This is a genomic window from Streptomyces sp. NBC_01260 (assembly GCF_036226405.1).
GTDB classification, from domain to species: domain Bacteria; phylum Actinomycetota; class Actinomycetes; order Streptomycetales; family Streptomycetaceae; genus Streptomyces; species Streptomyces laculatispora.
Genome location: NZ_CP108464.1, coordinates 5,756,544 through 5,774,703 on the forward strand (window position 1 = coordinate 5,756,544; position 18,160 = coordinate 5,774,703).

Below are 18,160 nucleotides of genomic sequence, written 5' to 3' on the forward strand. Positions count from 1 at the left end.
CGTCACACCATCCGAGGGGCACTCATGGAAGCCGTGATCCTGATCCTGGGGCTGCTCGTCGTCGCGTTCGTGGCCCTGGGCATCTATGTGAGTGTCAAGGTCATCGGGGCGGCCAGCCGCGGGGTGGACCGTACGATCACGCAGGCGCGCCGCGCCGTGGAGGACACCACGCTGCGGGCGAAGAGCTACGGGCAGCTGGGCGTCGCCGGCGAGCTGGCACAGCTGCGCCTCTCGCTGCGCACCTCGATGCGGGCCACGCAGGAGGCGCTGCAGACGGGCGTGACCGAGGACGCCTCGCTCTCCGAGTCGCTGGGACTGTTCCAGCGGCTGAGTGTGCACGGCCGCGAGCTGGACGACGAGCTGAAGAGGCTGGAGCGGGAGCCCGACAAGACGACGGTGACCTCGTTGCTGCCGGGACTCAAGGAGCGCACCGGGCAGATCACGCGCTCCGCGGAGTCGCTGCGCTGGGCCGCGCGTGACCGGGCCCGCCAGTTCGCCGACGACGATCTGGCCGCGCTGAACGTCCAGATCGACGTGGAGGCCGGTGCCCTGCGGCACTGGACGACGGAGGAGCCGGCGCCGGGGCAGCAGCCCGGCAGCCCGGCCGAGCGTGGCCAGGGACCGGGGCAGGACCCCGCGGGAGCCCCTGGACCCGCCCAGCGGCAGGGGCGGGCGCAGGGGCACGGAAACGGGCCGGGAGACGAGGGGATCGCGCAGGCCATCACAGCTGCGGACCCGCGGCAGCAGACCGGCTACCCGTGGCAGAAGAGGGCGCGGCCCGAGACCACGAACTGAGGAAGCGCACGTCCGGGTTCTCACGGCACAGATGCGGAGTGCCGGGGGCCACGGTGCCGAGCGGGGCGTCGAGCAGGACAGGGCCTGGCAGGATGCGGCTCGAAGCGACCGGAACTGATCATTCGGTCGGGGTCGGACTGCCGAGCCACCGCCCCGGAAGGTAACCTCCCGCTCATGTCCCGCCATGTCGCGATCGTCACCGATTCAACGGCCTACCTGCCGCCCGAGGCGATGGAACGGCACGGCATCACCGCAGTGCCGCTGACCGTCGTCCTCGGTGATCAGGCACTGGAGGAGGGCACCGAGATCTCGGCCCGCTCCCTCGCGCTGGCGCTCCAGAAGCGCCGCCCCGTGACGACTTCCCGGCCCAGCCCCGAGGTGTTCGCCGCCACCTACCGTGCGGCCGCCGACGCCGGGGCGAGCGGCATCGTCTCGCTGCACCTGTCCGCGGAGTTCTCGGGCACCTACGACGCCGCCCTGCTCGCGGCGAAGGACGCGCCGGTGCCGGTACGGGTGGTGGACACCGGGATGGTCGCCATGGCCCTCGGCTTCTGCGCCCTGGCGGCGGCGGAGGCCGCGGACGCGGGCGGCAGCCCGGACGACGCGGTGGCGGCGGCCGAGAAGCGTGCGGCGGGCACGTCCACGTACTTCTACGTCGACACCCTGGACTACCTGCGCCGCGGCGGCAGGATCGGTGCCGCACAGGCGCTGCTCGGCTCGGCGCTCGCCGTGAAGCCGCTGCTCCAGCTGGACGGCGGCCGCATCGAACTGCTGGAGAAGGTGCGGACGGCCTCGAAGGCCATCGCCCGGCTGGAGGAGATCGTCGCCGAGCGGGCGGGCAGCGGGCGGGTGGACATCGCGGTGCATCACCTGGCCGCCCCGGAACGGGCCGAGCGACTGGCCGAGCGGCTGCGCGAGCGGGTTCCCGGACTGGTCGATCTGCATGTCAGCGAGGTGGGTGCGGTGATCGGCGCGCACACCGGTCCGGGGCTGCTGGGGGCAGTGGTTTCGCCGCGCTGATGTCACTGCCCGGTGTGGTGGAGTTATCCACAACGGGCGGGTTTTCCACCGTAATTGGGTGCCCTCAGCGGGTTCCGGTGGAAGTGCCTAGCGTCATGAGGCATGGCTTCCCGATCACATCGTGCAACCAGCGGACCGAGCGGACCCAGCGGACCCTGCGGCGTATCCGGCCGTACCGGCCCCTTCGGCAGGACCGGCGGCGGGCCCGGTAGCGGACCCGGCCGCGTTCCCGCCTCGGACGGGCGCGCCCGGAGCGGGGCGGGCGGCGGACCCGGCCGACGGCGCCTCGCTCCGGACCGCGCCGCCGCCGCTGCGGCCTCGCGCAGCCGTGCGGACGCGCTCATGGCGGGCGGCTACGGGGGCCGGGTGGCCCGGCAGGCGGTGGGCATGGCCTCGGGTTCGTCCCCGGCTGCGGGTCCGTCCCGGGCTGAGGGCCTGCCGCCGGCCCCGGCGCCGGGGCCGGCATCCACGGCGGAAGCGTCCACGGCGGAGTCACGGTCCGGGCCGACGCCGCGTGCGGAACCGGAAGGGCGGTGGGCGCGGGCGGTTCCCGCGCTGCGGGAGCGGCTGCCGATGTGGGTGCAGCTCAGATGCGGTCTGGAGCCGAGGGCCCTTGCCGCGCTCGCCGTTGTCCTGGTGGCGGCGGCAGTCTTCGCCGCGATGCACTTCTGGTCCGCACGCCCCGAAGGCGTACGTGCCCCCGACCCCCTCAGCGCGACCGGGCACGCCCCTGTGCCGCGCGCCGCGGCGGACCCGGTGGCCGACGGCGCGGGCGCGCCCGAGCCGTCCCCCGGGCCGCCACCCGCCGCCGGGGGGACGGGCGGGCGGATCGTGGTGGATGTGAGCGGGAAGGTGCGGCGGCCAGGGATCCACCGGCTGCCGTCCGGCGCCCGGGTCGCCGACGCGCTGCGGGCGGCGGGAGGGGTCCGGCCCGGCGTGGATCTCGACGGCCTCAACCGGGCCCGGGTGCTCGTGGACGGGGAACAGATCCTGGTGGGCGTACCGCCCGGCACGGCTGCCGCAGGCGGCACGGAAGGGGGCGGCGCGGGTCCGACGGCCGCAGGCGGCACGGCCACCGGACCGGTGAGCCTCAACAGCGCGACCGCCGAACAGCTTGAGGCCTTGCCCGGCGTGGGTCCCGTCCTCGCCCAGCACATCGTCGACTACCGCGCCCAGCACGGTGGTTTCCGGTCCGTCGGCGAGCTCCGCGAGGTCACCGGGATCGGCGACCGCCGGTTCGCCGACCTTCAGTCACTGGTGCGACCGTGAGCGCCGGGGACGTCCACACGGCGTCGGGCCGCAGGCTCGGGGTCTCCGATCCCCGGCAGGAGGGACCCCCCGATCTGCGACTGGTTCCCCCGGCCCTGGCGGCCTGGGCCGGTGCCGCGCTGGCCGTGGGCGCGCCGGGCCGGTGGGCGGCGGCGGGGGTGGTGCTCTGCCTCGGGGCGGCCATGGTCCTCCTGGCCGTGCCGGGATTCCCGGTGCGCGCCGCACGCGCGGCGGCGGACGGCAGTGGGGACAACGCAGCCGACGTACGGCGCCGTCCGTCCGCGACGGGTGTTGGACGGCGGCGTCTGCACACCACGGCCGCCGCGGCGGCGCTGCTCTGTGCCGCGGCCGGGGCGGCGTCGGCCGGACTGCACAGCGCCGATGCGCGGCAGGGGCCGGTGCCGGCGATGGCCCGGCAGTTCGCGAGGATCGACGCAGAGATCACCCTCACCTCCGATGCCAGGCAGACGTTCCCCCGGGTACGCGGCGATCACAGCACACCCGCCGCCCTTCTTCTGGATGCCGAGATCACCCGGCTGGCGAGGCCCGACGGCACGGCTGTCCGGCTGCGTACGCCGGTGCTGGTCATCGTCACCCCCGGCGGCGCGGCGGAGCAGTGGCAGCGGCTGCTCCCCTCCACCCGGTTACGGATCGGCGGCCGGCTGGCGCCACCGCTGCACGGCGGGGAGCGGGCGGCCGCAGTTCTTCGCCCGGACGGCAAGGGCCCGCCCCGCATCACCGGCCCGCCCACGCTTCTCCAGCGCACGGCGGGCGGGCTGCGCGCCGGGCTGCGCACCGCGACCGAGGGTCTCGGCCCCGATGCGCGGGCGCTCCTGCCCGGACTGGTCGTCGGCGACACCACCCGGGTCACCCCGGAACTGCACGATGCGTTCAGAGCGACCGACCTCACCCATCTGATGGCGGTCTCGGGTGCCAACCTGGCGATCCTGCTCGTCCTGCTGATCGGCCCGCCGGGCAGCGCCCTGCGGGCCGAACGCCGGGGACTGGCACCCGGGCTGGGGATCTCGCTGCGGATGACCGCCCTGCTCGGCGGCGGGCTCACGCTCGCCTTCGTCCTCGTCTGCAGGCCCGAACCGAGTGTGCTGCGGGCCGCGGCCTGCGGCCTGATCACGCTGCTCGCCATCGGCACCGGGCGGCGCAGAACTCTGATCCCCGCGCTGGCCGCCGCCGTTCTACTGCTGGTGCTCTACGACCCCTGGCTGGCGCGCAGTTACGGATTCGTCCTGTCGGTCCTGGCCACCGGCGCGCTTCTGACCATCGCCCCGCGGTGGAGCGGCGCGCTGCAACGGCGCCGGGTGCCGTTCCGGCTCGCCGAGGCACTGGCTGCCGCGGCGGCGGCGCAGGCGGTGTGCTCGCCCGTTGTGGTGCTGCTCGCCTCCCGGGTGAGTCTGGTGGCGATCCCGTGCAACCTGCTGGCCGAGTTCGCGGTGGCGCCGGCCACGGTTCTCGGGTTCGCCACGCTGGCCCTGGCCCCGGTGGCCATGCCGGTGGCCGAACTGCTGGCCCGGGTCGCGGGGTGGCCGGCCGGGTGGATCGCCTCCGTGGCCCGGACCGGGGCGGCGCTGCCCGGTGCGGAGACCGACTGGCCCGACGGCCGGACGGGTGCGCTGCTGCTGGCCGTGCTGACCGGGCTGGTGGTGCTGTCCGCCCGGCGCATCGGACGCCGCCCCTGGGTGTGTTCGGCCGCGGCGCTGCTCCTGGTGCTCGCGGTGTTGCGCCCGGTGCCGCTGACCCGGGTGCTGACCGGATGGCCGCCGCCCGGCTGGGCGTTCGCGATGTGCTCGCAGTTCTCTATTAGATCAACGTGTTGCACTTGTTCGTGTTGCGAGGGGAAGGAACCACGTTGGGTACCACGTGGCGTGTGCATTGGGTGACAGATCAGTCGCCGGTGACATTCAGTGACCATCCTGTCCTTCAGAGGTGGGCCGATCTCGGTGACCGCGAGGCGGCCTTGCGGATCGATCCAGGGGATCCGTTCTTCGTCGACCCAAAGGGGCGAGTCGACCCTCGGCTGACGCTCTACACGACGCGGTCCGCGTACGCGCACCTCGCGCGATCGACGAGGGAGAACTACGCCGACGACTGCTGCGTGTTTTTCAATTTCCTGTGGCAGCACGGCAAGAATTGGGACGAGGCGAGGGCCGAGAACCTGCTCGACTTCGAGGACTGGCGCCGGTGGTCGCCGCGGAACCCGCAGCGGATCGGCGGATCGAAGTGGAACCGTGAGCTGGCCGCGATGCGGCGGCTTTACAAGTGGGCGGTGGGCAAGCGGTACATGGCCGCGAGTCCGGTGGTGGAGCGCGAGGTCATGGGGCGGCAGGGGCAGATGGTGAGCGTCCCGGTCGCCCGCGCGAAGGACGCCCGCGCCACGAACGTGAAGTGGCTCACGCCGCGGGCCTACCGGATGTGGCGGGATGTCGGCCTGCGGGGTTACACGGCGGACGGCCGCCGGGACGCGTCGTTTCGAGGGCGTCACGATGACCGGAACGCGGCCTACTCCGATGTGCTGTTCTCCTCGGGGATGCGGCGCTCCGAGGGCGGCTCGCTGCTGACCATCGAGGTCCCTGATCTGGCGGACAACTCGCGGTATTTCTACGACGGGAAGCTGGGCCGGGAGACGACCAAAAGTAAGCGGGAGCGGACTGTCTTCTACTCCGCGGAGGCCCTGCGGGCGATGAACACCTATATGTGTACGTCGCGCCGGGCGGCGGTCCGCCGGGCCCAGGCCAAAGGTCGCTACGAGGCGATGCAGGGCTTGTGGATTGTGACGAGGCGTTCTGGCTTCGAGCAGCGCGAGCTGCACCTGGTGAGCGAGAAGGGCCAGGTGTTCGAGCGAAACATCACCTCGCTCGATGTGGAGGAGCGGCAGCGGCTGTACGTCGAGGGCAAGGGAGGTCTGGAGCCGCTGTGGCTGTGGCTGTCCGAGGACGGCAGGCCGTTCCTGCCGCACTCGTGGGAGGCGGTCTTCCGGGCGGCCTCGGAGCGGTGCCGTGTGCTGCTAGAGGGCAAGGTCTCAAAGCCGCCGTACTTCACCCCGCACATGGCCAGGCACTCGTTCGCCCTGTTCATGCTGGCCACGCTTCAGCACGCGTTGGACACCCGGTTCGGGTTGACGCCGCAGGAGCGTAAGGACTTCCGGCTGCTGTACGGAGACTCGTTCCGGCTGGTGAAGAACCTCCTCGATCACGCGAGTGAGGAGACCACGCGGGCGATCTACCTCGCACCGGTGTCCGACCTGCAGGTTCGTTCGCTTTTGCTGGATGAAGATTCCGCGGGGGTCACCGATCTACTGGCCCAGATCGCGAAGCTGTCGGAGCGAGTGACGGACGAGGTGGCGTCGTGAGCCCACGGGGACGCAAGGCCGCACTGCCCGAGGGCGGCCACCGTCGGCCGGACGTGCTGGCGCCGGGCAAGCTGGTGGTGCGGCACGTGGCCGAAGACGGCGTGAAGAAGGCCACATACGACTTCGAGTCCCTGCCGGTGCCCGAGACACTGCAGCGCGAGCTCGCCGAGACGTTCGCCGCGAAGGCGGGGCCGGGCGGCACGTGGAAGAGCACGGCCTCCAGCCGGGAGGCGTGGCTGATCCTGCTGTACTTCTCGCGGTTTCTGGCCGCTGAGGACCCGGTGCCCAGGTCGTTGAGCGAGCTGTCAGCGAAGACTTGGGCCGCGTGGCGGATCAGCCGTACCCCGAATTCCACCGGCAGGCGGCAGATCCGCAAGACCGCCCAGATGCTGCGCGAGCACCCGCAGGTGCCGGAGGAGACCCGGCAGCTGATGGCCAAGCGCGTCGGAAGGGACACGGTCAAGGAGATCGCCTACCTTGAGGCCGAATTCGACAAGATCAAGAAGCTGGCAGGGCAGAAGTTTCGCGCTGCCCTGCACCGCATCCGTGAGAACCGGCAGTACCTTCAGCGGTGGCAGGACGGCGAGTTCGCCGAGGGTAGTGAGGACTGGCTGGTGGGCGAGGCTTTGGACCACCTGGTCCGCACCGGTGAGATCCCGCACTACACCGGCATCGACGACCGCCGCCGCCCCATACCCCGCTATACCCATGCCCTGGGCGGGGCCTCGGCCCCGTACACGTGGATGCGCCTGTTCTTGACCAGCGAGGAAGCGTGCGCGCTGATCGTGCTGATGATCGCCACCTACGGCTGGAACGCCTCGCCGGTCGTGGAGATGACGGTGCCCGACGCGACTCCGGACGCGGGGAACCACAAGCAGACGATCTACCGGGTCGAGCTGCACAAGAAGCGCCGCACAGCGAAGGCAGCCTACGAGACGCGGAACCTTGCCGACTGGGGCGCGAACTCCCCGGGGCGCCTCATCGCGCAGGCGGTCGAGGCCACCGAGCCGGCCCGCCAGACCCTGGCGATGGCCGGGGCGCCCCACGACCGGCTCATTCTGTGGCGGTTGTCGAAGCGGAGTGCGGGCGATGGAGACCCGGCCGAGCTGTTCGATGTCGGCATTCGGGACAACGTGTGGCGCAACTGGCGCGAGGAGCTGGGCGCCGGACTCAACCTGAACCTGCGGCGCCTGCGCAAGACGGTAGTCATTGCCCACCAGCGCACCCCGTCCCAGCACTCCCGGGACACCCACGACACGGTCTACCTGCTGCCTGACCCACGTACCCATGCTGAGGCTGCCCCCGTGATCAGCGCCGGGATCAGCGAGGCGATCGATGTGGCCCAAGCCGCCTTTCAGGCCCGGGTGAGCCGGGCCGAGACCGACGCTGGCCAGGACACGCCGACGGCTAATTGCACCGGCTACCACGACAGCCCGTTCGGCGAGGCGGGCTCACCGTGCCGGGCCTCGTTCCTGATGTGCACCGCTTGTCCGAACGCCGTCATCACCCCGCGGCACCTGCCCCGGCTGACTTACCTCCACCACGTGCTCTGCGAGCTGAAGGCCGTGCTCGAACCGGCGGTGTGGGACCAGGACTGGCGCGATCCCTACCTGCGGCTGTGTGGCCTGAAGGCCGCCCCCGACTTCACCGACACTGAATGGACCGACGCGTTGAGCGACGTCACCGACACCGACAAGGCCATGATTGACCAGTTGCTGCAGAGGGGGTACGACGCATGAGTTCCCCCGCCGTCGCTTACGACCTGCGGCTCCCGGCGCGTGATGCGTGGCTGTTCGACCCGGGCGGTGTCGCCGAGCATCGCCGCCAGTTCGTCCCCCGCTACGGGGATCCGTCGTGGTCGCTGCTGGCGCTGTCGAAGAGTCCGTCCCAGGCGGACGACATCATCCACTGGAACTGGTTTTCCGACACCTATTGCGAAACGTTCCGCCACGTGGCCTGGGCGCTGGTCAACTATCCGTTGCCGGACGTGCACATCGCCAAGCACCGTGCTCCGATGCGGGCCAGGCTCAGCGCGGGACGCATCCTGAGATGTGTCAACCAGTGGTCGGCGTTCGCCGAATGGCTGGAGAAGCAGGGGATCACCAGTCTGGCTGCGGTCACTGTTGAGGACCTGACTGAGTTCGCCTACTACTTGGGCAAGATCAAGGCGCGGTCCCGCAACACTGTGTGCAGCTATCTCCTGGCCCTGTCGCGGCTGCACTACTACGGCGAGATGCACCTGCCGCTGGCCGACCGCCTGGTGGAGCCGCCGTGGATCCGCGAGGGCCAGGACGACTACCTGCCCGCGGCCTCCTCGAAAGGGGAGAACGTCACCGAGCCGATCACCCCGGCCACGATGGGCCCTCTGCTGGTGTGGGCGCTACGGTTCGTGGAGCTGTTCGCCCCCGACATCCTGGCCGCCCATGCCGAGCGGCGCCAACTGCATGCCGCCGCCGACGCACTAGACGTGCCCATCACGCCGGGCTGTGACGCGGGCCTGCAGACCTACCTCGCCGACCTGGAAGCCAAGGGGGCCGCGGTGCCGGTGGCCGACTGGAACCCCCGCACCCCGTTCGCTCCGGCCGCGTTGTTTCTGTCCGCGAAGACCGGCACCCCAGTGAAGAAGATCCACCAGGTGATGCGCAAACCGCACTGGCGCGCGTACACCAAGGACCATAACGAGCCCGCGGTGCTGGACGCTCCGGTCACCGCCACGCTCGGCGGACAGCCGTGGCACGAGCCGTTCGAGTTTTACCGCTCCAGCACCCTGATCAAGCACCTGGCTACCGCTTGCTTCATCGTCATCTCCTACCTGACCGGCATGCGAGCCGGGGAGGTTCTGGCACTACAGACAGGCTGCTGCCCCGATTCGGGCACCGACGAAGCCGCCGCCAAACGGCATCTGATCTACGGGTCTGCCGTTGAGGCAGAAGGTAAGCAGTATCAGTCGACGGTGCACGGACGGCAGTTCAAGAGGGCCCGCGACGAGGACGGCAACCACGACTCCGCCGGTGCGGTCCGGGCTCCCTGGGTTGCCGTGCCACAGGTCGTCAAGTCGGTGCGTGTGCTGGAGGCGCTGGGACCGGGCGAGGGGCTGCTGTTCGCTGCCGAGGTCCACGACCCGCGCCTTCCCGACCGCCGCAGCAGCCGGTCCTTGGCGTACGCGACGATGGCCAACCGCATGAACTCCTTCATCGAGTGGGTCAACGCGTACGCCGAAGCGCGGGGACGCAGTCCGGAGATGATCCCGCCGGACCCGCACGGCTCGGTCGGCACCGGCCGCTTTCGCCGCACCCTGGCCTGGCACATCGCCCGCCGCCCCGGCGGGCTGATCGCCCTGGCCGTCCAGTACGGGCACATGCGTACGCTGATCAGCGAAGGCTACGCGGCCCGCTCACGCGGCGGTATCCACGACCTGCTGGACTTTGAGACCGCCCGCACCGTCGCCGAAACTCTCACTGACATGCACGACGCCATGCAAGAAGGCAGAGGCGTCTCCGGCCCCGCCACCCGTCGCCTGATCCATGCGGCCGCCACCGAGCACCAGCGTTTTGGCGGGATGATCACCACGAACCGGCAGGCTCGAAGCCTGCTGGCCGACCCGACGCTGAACGTCTTCGAGAACAAGGAAGCCTTCCTGCTGTGCAACTACGACCGGGAGAAAGCCTTGTGCCACCCATCGCGCGGCGGTGTCGGCGAGGCCCCCAGTCTGGACCGCTGCCGCAACGCGTGCGCGAACATCGCCCGTACCGACCAGCACGCGGACCAGATGTTGGCCGCGGCGAAGAACCTGCGGATGCAGGCTCTGTCGCCGCTGGTTCCGGAGCCGATGGCCGAGCGGCTTCGGTCCAAGGCCGGGCACTTGGAGGGACTTGCCGCCGAGCACCAGGCCGCGCGCATCACCTTTGAGGACAGGGACGACGAGTGAGTGAGGACCGTACCGTCGAACGCAAGACCATCCGGGCGGCCATCGACCGGCTGCTGGCCGGCACCCCGCTCCGGTCGGACGGGGCTTTGACCGTCGTTTCACTTGCCGCCGAGGCCGACGTTAAGCGGCACGTGCTCACCCACCGGCACACCGACCTTAGGGACGAGTTTTACGCCCGCGTTCGGGCCCAGGGCGCGGTCCCCGACAGCGAGCGCAAGCTGCGGCAGGAGCTCAAGGAGACCAGAGAACGGCTGGCCGGTGTACTGGCCGAGAACAAGCAACTGAAGGCCGAGGTCGAAGCCTTCGTCCGGATCATCAACGTCCTGGAGATGGAGAACGACCAACTCGGGGGCGCACAGGGCCGCACCGGCACGGTGATCCCGATCGTCGGCCCCCGGTAGGCAGTCGCCCCTTGGTAATTGCGGGCTCAGGCATCGCCGAGCCCAAAGTACTGATCGTTTCACGCAGACGGAGATCGGATCTCACGAATAGGTGACTATCCGGGCAAGGCGTGGCGCACCATGGACTGCGGCTGAGGGCACCTGGCCCCCAGACCACAACGATGCTGCGGCGACTTGTCGCTGCCCTCCTGGAGACACCGTTGCTACCAACTGCAGAACTTCTTGTCGGCATGTCACGACACCTGAGCGCCTACGGGGCCAGCCAGCCCAAGGCCGATCTGGCCCAGCTTGAGTTCGCGGGCCGGATTTTCGAGCTCGCACTCCGCCTACGGGGTAGCGGTGTCAGCTCACCCGAGCGCGTGGAGGCCCTTGGGGTCAGTGCTGGCATCAGCAAGCGAGAGATTCGCAGGGAGTTCCTTCCCACGCTTGAGGCGCTGGGTCTTGTCGACCTTGAGCGCGACCATGAGGACGTCATCAAGGTGGTGTCTGAGAAGATCCCGCCTGTCGACGATCTCTACCAACGCGCCGACGGTGTTCTTAGCAACGTCATGCCTGAACCGGTAGAGATGATGGCTCTCACGATTCTCCGTATGACCACCATCATGCCGATCACCAGCTCGACGGCAAAGGCGGAGTGCGCGGCACTCGGACCCGAAGACCTCGCCGTCCGGGCGATTGAGAACCTTGAATCCCTGCACCTCTGTACTCGTCAGCGAAGCGCCGACGGGGACGAGGTGCTCTTCAACCCCAATGTCTGGGCAGTTGACAAAGATCATTCTTACGCCGCTTTGCAGGCCGAGGACGGGGCCGTACGAGCGGCACTGAGCGGCGTCCTGGAGGAGGTGGCTGCGACAGCTGGAATGCCCGAGGACGAGATCCAGGCCGGGGAACGGAAGTGGGTGGACTACGCCGTCTCCCAAGGACTTCTGCTGCGATCTATCGTCACCACACTCGGGGGCCAGGAGCGGGCCTTCCTCTTCTCCCCGCACATGGGGCGATCCGTATTCGACGCGCCGACGGGAGCCGACCCGTCCGGGCACGTGCGTCAGCTCATCGGCTCCATGGTGTTTGCTCGACGATTCGCCAGCAACCAGCTCTTCGCTCCGACGGCCTTCCTGCGAAAGCTGGTACGCAACGGCGAGGCAGGAGACGCCTCCAACATCGGCACCGACTACTCCATGCTCGAAACTGCCGGCATCGTCCGTGTTGAGCCGGCATACAGGTTCAAGAAGTTCGTCCTCCTGCAGGCAGATGTTGCCGAGGAAGCCATCACCTACCTTGAGGACAGCGCAGACGGAAACACGGCGGCGGGCGCCCTCCAAGGACAGCGCGGCTACCGCCACCCCGAAGCGGAACGAGCACGGCGCCTGGTCCAGTCACCCAAGGAAGCAGCCCCCAGCCCCAGCGCTACGCAAGATATTCTCGCCGCAATTCGACAGGAAATGGGGCGACGGCGCTATGACCGGTAGGGCTGGAAAAGAGAAGGGCGACGAACTGGAACGCCGCTTCGCTCGGGCGGAGTTCGCGGATGGTGCACTTGTCCGCGTACGCCACCCGGTCACGCAGAGCGTCGGAGGGCGGCCTCGGACGGTAACGGACGTCGACGTGCTGTCGATCGACTTCGACTCAAGACTTCGTCCCCACATCGGCATCAGCGAGTGCAAGTCCACCCGGGGACAGAGTGGGGAGCAGGACCGTCTTTTGTGGTTGCGGGGGCTGCAGGCCCTCGTCGGTGCGGACCGCTCGGCACTCGTTCGTCAAACCGTCACTGAGGCCGGCCGCGGGGTAGCGCGCCACATCGGAGTTGACCTGTTTGCCAACTCCGAGCTGGAGCGTCGTGAGCAGGTCCTGGAACACCTACCGCAGCATTTCGCCACCATCGGAGAGACCGCCTTCAAGGAGGAGAGCGCTGCCGCGGACCAGCAGCTCAAGAAGATTGGAGATCTCCCGTCAGGGCTCGTCTCCTTCCTAAGGCACGACGCGCTCCTGGCCGATCCTCATAGAGTCCTTGGAGCGCTGCTGACCCTGGACGAGGTGACACGCACCGGGACAGTTCTTCCCAACCCCTTGGCCAAGCTGTTGGCAGGCCACGTTCTTCAAGCGCTGGTATCCGCAGCCCTACGCGCTGGCGGCCGGACCGACACGGTGGGTTCCGAGGGAGCGCGACGAGAGATCGAGCAAGGGCTGAACACCGGAGACCCTCACGACCGCCAGATCCTGAGAGTGGCGGAGATGGCTGACGCCTTGCTCCGCGAGGAGCTCGTAACCATTCATCAGGCGTACCGGTCGGCAGGCGCACCCGCGATTGAGCGCCGTGTCCCCTCCGTCCGCGACGCGATGTCGCAGACACCAGTGTGGCTGGTCAACTTCATGGACCTCGCCGAACGGTTGCGACGCCGAAGCCCCATCGCGCGCCAGCTGCCGCAGACCATTGACTTGACGGTCTTCGACGCCCTACTTGGCGGCGATGCGTGGAAGGCGCCGGCGTTCGATCACCTCTTCGCACGCGAGCACCGACAGGCCCTGGGAATTGCCATGGACTGCCTGTCGAAGGCGGTGCCAGAGTTGACGAAGCACCTGCTCCCCTTGTCGGACCTGCCCTTCGACCGAGCCGCAACAGCCTCGCTCAGCCAGTCGAAGCATCAGTGATCACGTACCTGGGTTGGGGTAGGCGCCCGCCTGCCCCAACCCAGGCCGCATTCTCAATGAACTGCACGTGATGGAGGCTGGCGTGCCCGCATTCCGAGCTCTTGTCCCCCTGTGTGCGGAAGTTGCCGCTGGAGCTAGCCCCATGGGGCAGACTGAACCGGTGACAGGTGGGAACCCGAATCGCCGCCCGGTGGAGCACCCCGCGCCGACCGACGCAACAGTGAAACAGCTATATGGAACTGCCTTCCGCTGCGGCAAGCCGGACTGCCAGCGCCCCTTGTTCCGGTTGAACAATGAGACGGGCGATCGGACCCTCAACAGCCGCGTCGCGCACATCCACGCACGCAGGGAGGGCGGCCCCCGATGGAACCCCGGCATGTCGGGCGAGTCGAACCGCAGCGGGGAAAACCTGCTCCTCCTATGTATCGAGCACTCGTACGAGATCGATGAAAACGCCACGCGGTTTCCTCCGGGGATGTTGCAGGAGTGGAAGGCGGCGCAGCTGGTCGAGTACGACCAGATTCAGCGGTCGTGGCACTTGGACAACGACGAAGTTGCGGAAGCTTCCGCGCTCTCCTTCGACCCCCATCAGCTGAGCATCGCCACGGCTAGCGCGACGACGGTCGTGGCGGCGGCCCGGGCCGTCGGGAAGATGGTGAGCGTCGGTCGCCAGCGACGTCGCCTCGCGCATCAAGCGGTTCAGGAATGGCAGGCATTGCGCCTCCACACGAACAGGACGATGCCGGTATTCGATCTGAATGGAGATCGCCTGACCATCGAGCCCTCCAGAGCAGAGACCAAGCCCTACGAGGAGGCACTGAACAGAGCTCTTGCCGACAGCCAGACCGAACTCGAGCCTCTGGCCGTCGAGGTTGTTGCCGAGCTCCATGCCGTATCTGCTGCCGACCAGAGCCTCGGGCCATGGTGCGGCTGGGTGGAACGGCAGGTCGAAGAACTGATTGTCGCAGCAGGCCGCTGGCCGGGACGGCCACCGACCGAGGACGACCAGGCATGGCCAGACGCGGTCGCCGAGCTGCAACGAGCCTCATCGACCTTGAGCGCCGCCTGGCGGGGGGACCGGGCTGTCTCCCCGCCCGAGCCGGCCCCTGCCGTCTCTGGGCCTGTTGAGACAGACCAACAGCGTGCGTTGCGGGAGCACTGGGAACTACTGGAATCGGCAGGCCCCTGGGGCCGGGTGAAGCACCGTGACTATGACGCGGTGCTGTACGCCCGCCTGACGGAGGCACTGCCTTTGGCGAATACTCTTCCCCTCGTGCCATCGCTGACGATGATGGGGCTGGACGTTACAGCCCGGCGTGCAGCGACGGTGGCCCGCAACGCCGACGAGACCGCCTACCGCGCCCTCGTCCGTCAGGCCACTGAGCAGACGCCTCTGGCTGCTTCAGTTGTTCTGCTTCAACAGCTCGGCACCATTGCGAAGCAGCAGGGTCGCGAGCCATTGCGGGAAGCGGCAACTGCCGAAGCCACCAAACTCCTGCTGGCTGAGGACTGGAAGACTCCCGCTGTCTGGATAGACAACAGAAACTACGCACGACGGCTGCTTGCATGGACGGCGAGTGTCAGTCGCGGCGGAGAAGTTCGGGATACCCTCAAAAAGGCGATCGAGGGAAACCCGGAACTGCTGCCGACGGTGATCGAGGCGATGGGGGAGTGGGGTGAGGCCCTCAGCCGTGATGGAGCCGATCCGACTCGAATATTCCAACGGATTTCTGCATTGCCGGAATGGTTTCCCGTAAAGGTGGTCGCAGATCTCATCAAACAGACTTTCCCAACGGTTTCTGCGGCCGATGAATTTGGCAGCGAGCGATACAGCGACGTGGTGCAGCGACTCGCCAGCCAGATCCTGGGCATCGCCGATGGCGTCCTTCGCTCCGGATAGCTCCCATGCCTGGCAGTCGTTGGCCCAAGGGGGGCGATGATCCGGTCGGCGGCGGACTTGGAGCCCGCAAGTAGCGGGGCCAGCTGCCGCGGGGTGAGGTTCGTCCGCCAGTACGTGGCCACCACCAGGGCGCGCGGGCGCGCCCTGAGACCGCTGGCGGCCGATCGCCAATGCCGCGGCAGACGCAGGGGCGGGTGGGTGAATGGCCAAGGCGGGGTGAGGAGGCTATTCGGCGCTGCCTTCGTCTGTAGTGGTCTCGTCGTCGATCAGCCCGTAGGGGGGCCGGTCCTCGTTGCGGCTGTACCGGACCACGACGTTCTCTTCCACGAGCATGGGCGGACTGTTGTCGACGATGATCACCTGGGCGCCGGCCCTCTGTTCAGCGAGCCAGCTGGTCAGGTGGCGGTAGAAGTCGTCGATGGCGATGGCGTCTGCGATTACCGTGTCTCGGGTGCCGCCGTGGCCCAGGTTCTTCTGCGGGCTGTCAATCATGAGGAAGCCGGGGTGGGCGGCCGATGTTTCAACGGCCACCTCGAAGACGGCCAGCTGCCAGGCTAGGGTCAGGAGTGTTCGGGCGCCGGATGATGCCTCGCGGTAGGAGTCGCCGCGTACGTGAGGAACCAGGTTCGTGTCGATCATCGGCTGGCTGAGTTTCGGGTAGTGCCACTGCCGCAGGAGTTCGCTGTACCGGCCGCTGATTCGGCCGACGATCAGGTCCCGGTCTTGTGCGGCATCTCCCAGCCGGTCGCGTTCCTCCCGCAGGCGGTCGATCTGTGCCTCCTGCCGCTCTACGAGCGCGGCGCGCTTCTCCAGGCCGGCCTGAAGCTTCGTCGCGTTCTCGGCGTGCTGGAGATGACGGAGGACTTCCTCGCGTCGGCGCTGGAGGTTGTCGCGGGCGGCGAGGAACGGGGTGACGGTGGGCGAAGTGGCTTCGTCGACCGCGGCCGCGGCACGTTCTTCGTCGATGGCGGCGTCTTCTGCCTGGAGCTTCAACGTGGCGAGCGAGCTGTCCAGGCCGTCAACGTAGGCAGTGATCTCCTTCAAACGGGCCTTGGTGGCCCTGACCTCCGCTGCGACATTTAGCCGCCCTTCATCCGACGAGTGCTCGGCTGTAGCGGTGCCGAGTGTCAGGTGCCCATCGCTGTGGGGCAGCTCGTGGCTGCACAGACTGCACGAGCCGTTCTCCACAGACGGGGGAGCGGGCAGCCGATTCAGGCACGCCGGACAGGTCGTGACGCTGAGGGGGTCGAACAGGCGCTGCGCTTCGGCCAGCATATTGAGCTTGACGAGGTCGTCCGCGTACTGCGCCCGCAACGGCATCATTCGGGTGAGTTGCGTCTCGCAATCGCGTACCACGCCGGCGGCTCGCCTGGCGCGCTGGGCAGCTTGCTGGTGCTCGCGGCGCAGACGTCCTGCGAAGGTGGTGCCGGCTTGCGCTGCCTCGTCGAGGGCTCGTAGCTGCTCGGTCAGCTCCCGCAGCTCGGCTTCGTATTGCTCAGCGGTCAGCGCGCCGGACGTGGGAACGTCCTGCTCGTCGACGAATGCCCGTGCTGCGGCGAGTTCGGAGCGTGCCTGGGTGAGTCGGGCGCCCAGTTCCTTGATGCGTTGCCCAAGCTCGACAGCGCGGTCGTCGTGAACGCCGAAGACGACGTCGACTACCTGCTTCAGCTTGTGCTTCTTTATGTATTCGTTCTCGAACAGGAAGTTCTTTGAGGCGATGCGCTCGTTGGGCAGGAACGCGAGGTTCATGAGGTCGCGGATACTCAGGGGGTCGGTCCGGGACTCACGGCTGGAGGGAGCCTCCCGCAGCTGGACGCCTTCGAGCTTGCAGTGCCCCAGCAGAAGAGCGGAGAGGCTCTCAGGGGCTCCCGCCGGCTCGATGGTCCTGCTCTCAGGCTTGGAGAGTGGCGAGCTGTCCAGCGTCCCCCGGCGTACGTAGGCGACCTTCGACGGCTCCCCGACGGGCCGCTCGATGACGTGCGGTTCGCCGGACAGATCGACTTCCAGAAGACAGGAACGGACCTTCCGCAACACCTCAGAATGCCGTGGATGGCGCTTTCCACCGAGGCCGTAGGCGATGAACTCCAACACCGCGGTCTTGCCCGAGCTGAATGCCCCGGCCACCACGGACAGGTCTCGCACCCGCTGGTCCTGTGTGAAATCGACTTCATAGTTCCGGCTGACGCCAGCAAGGCGCAGGCGCCGAATCCGGATGCCAGGCAGAGGCTGCATGATGGTCATCCCTCCCAGGGCATGTCAGGTGCCTGAGGTCCCGGACCCAGCACGCTGAGGAGCGCGGCACCGGGACCACCCTCTCCATCCGGCCGCAGCCACCGTGCGGTTTGTTCCCGCAGTGCCTTGTCGCTGAGTTTGCGGAGGCTACGCACGACGATGGACGCCGCAGTGGTGAACGACGCGGCGTAGGTGGCGGTGAAGCGAGCCCCGAGTTCCCGACCGCGGTTGCTGATCGAATAGGCGAAGGCGCCGTTGCGGTTGTGGACCTCGCAGCACCCGTAAGCCACGAGCAGTCCGAGATCGTGCTGGATGCGCTCGCGTCGACTGGTGAAGCGCTGCGAGGAAGACGCGTACGAGAGCACCTGCGGATCGAACCCGGCCAGCCTGAGCATATTGCCCTCTCTGCCGTCAGAATCGACGACGAGGAAGGGATTAGCCGACAGGAAGTCGTAGTAGCCGATGCGCTCCAGGCTCGCCCCCTTCGCGTCCTGTCCGGCAACAGCATCGAGGAGAAGCAGCAGCTGCGCCAGCCGGAAGGTCACCTCGTCCTCCGGCATCATCACCGGCCGGTGTGCTTCCACAGCGAACTCCTCGTAGGT

13 protein-coding genes and 1 pseudogene are annotated in these 18,160 nt (G+C 68.4%); 11 read left to right on the top strand and 3 right to left on the bottom strand.

Going from position 1 to position 18,160, the window contains the following annotated elements; genetic code table 11:
- Positions 1–24: 24 nt before the first annotated feature.
- The 11 genes from OG322_RS25540 (at position 25) to OG322_RS25590 (ending at position 15,326) form a co-directional block, all read left to right on the top strand.
- The gene (locus tag OG322_RS25540) at positions 25–795 is read left to right on the top strand and encodes a hypothetical protein (protein ID WP_123470931.1); all 771 of its coding nucleotides are present in this window, start codon (positions 25–27) and stop codon (positions 793–795) included.
- 174 nt (positions 796–969) lie between these two features.
- Positions 970–1,815 carry a DegV family protein gene (locus tag OG322_RS25545; RefSeq protein ID WP_123470928.1) on the top strand — a complete coding sequence of 282 codons (846 nt, stop codon included), beginning with the start codon at positions 970–972 and terminating at the stop codon, positions 1,813–1,815.
- A 573-nt stretch (positions 1,816–2,388) separates the two neighbouring features.
- Positions 2,389–3,084: a ComEA family DNA-binding protein gene (locus OG322_RS25550; protein WP_123470925.1), complete on the top strand. Its 696-nt coding sequence runs from the start codon at positions 2,389–2,391 to the stop codon at positions 3,082–3,084.
- On the top strand, positions 3,081–4,979 hold the full coding sequence (locus tag OG322_RS25555; protein ID WP_329306975.1) for a ComEC/Rec2 family competence protein: 1,899 nt from the start codon (positions 3,081–3,083) through the stop codon (positions 4,977–4,979). The genes OG322_RS25550 and OG322_RS25555 overlap by 4 nt, the downstream gene beginning before the upstream one ends.
- 77 nt (positions 4,980–5,056) lie before the next feature.
- Entirely contained in the window at positions 5,057–6,448 is a 1,392-nt protein-coding gene (locus OG322_RS25560) for a tyrosine-type recombinase/integrase (protein WP_329306976.1), read from the top strand.
- On the top strand, positions 6,445–8,187 hold the full coding sequence (locus tag OG322_RS25565; RefSeq protein ID WP_329306977.1) for a hypothetical protein: 1,743 nt from the start codon (positions 6,445–6,447) through the stop codon (positions 8,185–8,187). Before OG322_RS25560 ends, OG322_RS25565 begins: the two co-directional genes overlap by 4 nt.
- Positions 8,184–10,376: an integrase gene (locus OG322_RS25570; protein ID WP_329306978.1), complete on the top strand. Its 2,193-nt coding sequence runs from the start codon at positions 8,184–8,186 to the stop codon at positions 10,374–10,376. The genes OG322_RS25565 and OG322_RS25570 overlap by 4 nt, the downstream gene beginning before the upstream one ends.
- Positions 10,373–10,777 carry a hypothetical protein gene (locus OG322_RS25575; RefSeq protein WP_329306979.1) on the top strand — a complete coding sequence of 135 codons (405 nt, stop codon included), beginning with the start codon at positions 10,373–10,375 and terminating at the stop codon, positions 10,775–10,777. Before OG322_RS25570 ends, OG322_RS25575 begins: the two co-directional genes overlap by 4 nt.
- Positions 10,778–11,007: 230 nt before the next feature.
- A complete protein-coding gene (locus tag OG322_RS25580; protein WP_329306980.1) occupies positions 11,008–12,246 on the top strand; it encodes a hypothetical protein in 1,239 nt (412 codons plus the stop codon).
- On the top strand, positions 12,236–13,426 hold the full coding sequence (locus OG322_RS25585) for a hypothetical protein (protein WP_329306981.1): 1,191 nt from the start codon (positions 12,236–12,238) through the stop codon (positions 13,424–13,426). The genes OG322_RS25580 and OG322_RS25585 overlap by 11 nt, the downstream gene beginning before the upstream one ends.
- Before the next feature lie 142 nt (positions 13,427–13,568).
- Positions 13,569–15,326, top strand: a complete 1,758-nt coding sequence (locus OG322_RS25590) for a hypothetical protein (RefSeq protein WP_329306982.1) — start codon at positions 13,569–13,571, stop codon at positions 15,324–15,326.
- Positions 15,327–15,337: 11 nt separating this feature from the next.
- Here OG322_RS25590 and OG322_RS25595 read toward each other — a convergent pair.
- The 3 genes and pseudogenes from OG322_RS25595 to OG322_RS25605 form a co-directional block, all read right to left on the bottom strand.
- Positions 15,338–15,460: pseudogene (locus OG322_RS25595) on the bottom strand (IS5/IS1182 family transposase); the annotation flags it as partial.
- Positions 15,461–15,551: 91 nt separating this feature from the next.
- Entirely contained in the window at positions 15,552–17,567 is a 2,016-nt protein-coding gene (locus tag OG322_RS25600; protein ID WP_329306983.1) for a DNA recombination protein RecN, read from the bottom strand.
- Positions 17,564–18,142, bottom strand: coding sequence for an ABC-three component system middle component 2 (locus OG322_RS25605; RefSeq protein WP_275815204.1), 579 nt, complete (start codon positions 18,140–18,142; stop codon positions 17,564–17,566). The genes OG322_RS25600 and OG322_RS25605 overlap by 4 nt, the downstream gene beginning before the upstream one ends.
- Between the last annotated feature and the right edge of the window lie 18 nt (positions 18,143–18,160).

What these genes read in the sequence shown, in the direction of transcription:
- OG322_RS25585 (WP_329306981.1), top strand. Translation starts at nt 12,236, where the DNA reads ATGACCGGTAGGGCTGGAAAAGAGAAGGGCGACGAACTGGAACGCCGC.
- OG322_RS25600 (WP_329306983.1), bottom strand. Translation starts at nt 17,567, where the DNA reads ATGACCATCATGCAGCCTCTGCCTGGCATCCGGATTCGGCGCCTGCGC.
- OG322_RS25540 (WP_123470931.1), top strand. Translation starts at nt 25, where the DNA reads ATGGAAGCCGTGATCCTGATCCTGGGGCTGCTCGTCGTCGCGTTCGTG.
- OG322_RS25580 (WP_329306980.1), top strand. Translation starts at nt 11,008, where the DNA reads ATGTCACGACACCTGAGCGCCTACGGGGCCAGCCAGCCCAAGGCCGAT.
- OG322_RS25570 (WP_329306978.1), top strand. Translation starts at nt 8,184, where the DNA reads ATGAGTTCCCCCGCCGTCGCTTACGACCTGCGGCTCCCGGCGCGTGAT.
- OG322_RS25590 (WP_329306982.1), top strand. Translation starts at nt 13,569, where the DNA reads ATGGGGCAGACTGAACCGGTGACAGGTGGGAACCCGAATCGCCGCCCG.
- OG322_RS25545 (WP_123470928.1), top strand. Translation starts at nt 970, where the DNA reads ATGTCCCGCCATGTCGCGATCGTCACCGATTCAACGGCCTACCTGCCG.
- OG322_RS25550 (WP_123470925.1), top strand. Translation starts at nt 2,389, where the DNA reads ATGTGGGTGCAGCTCAGATGCGGTCTGGAGCCGAGGGCCCTTGCCGCG.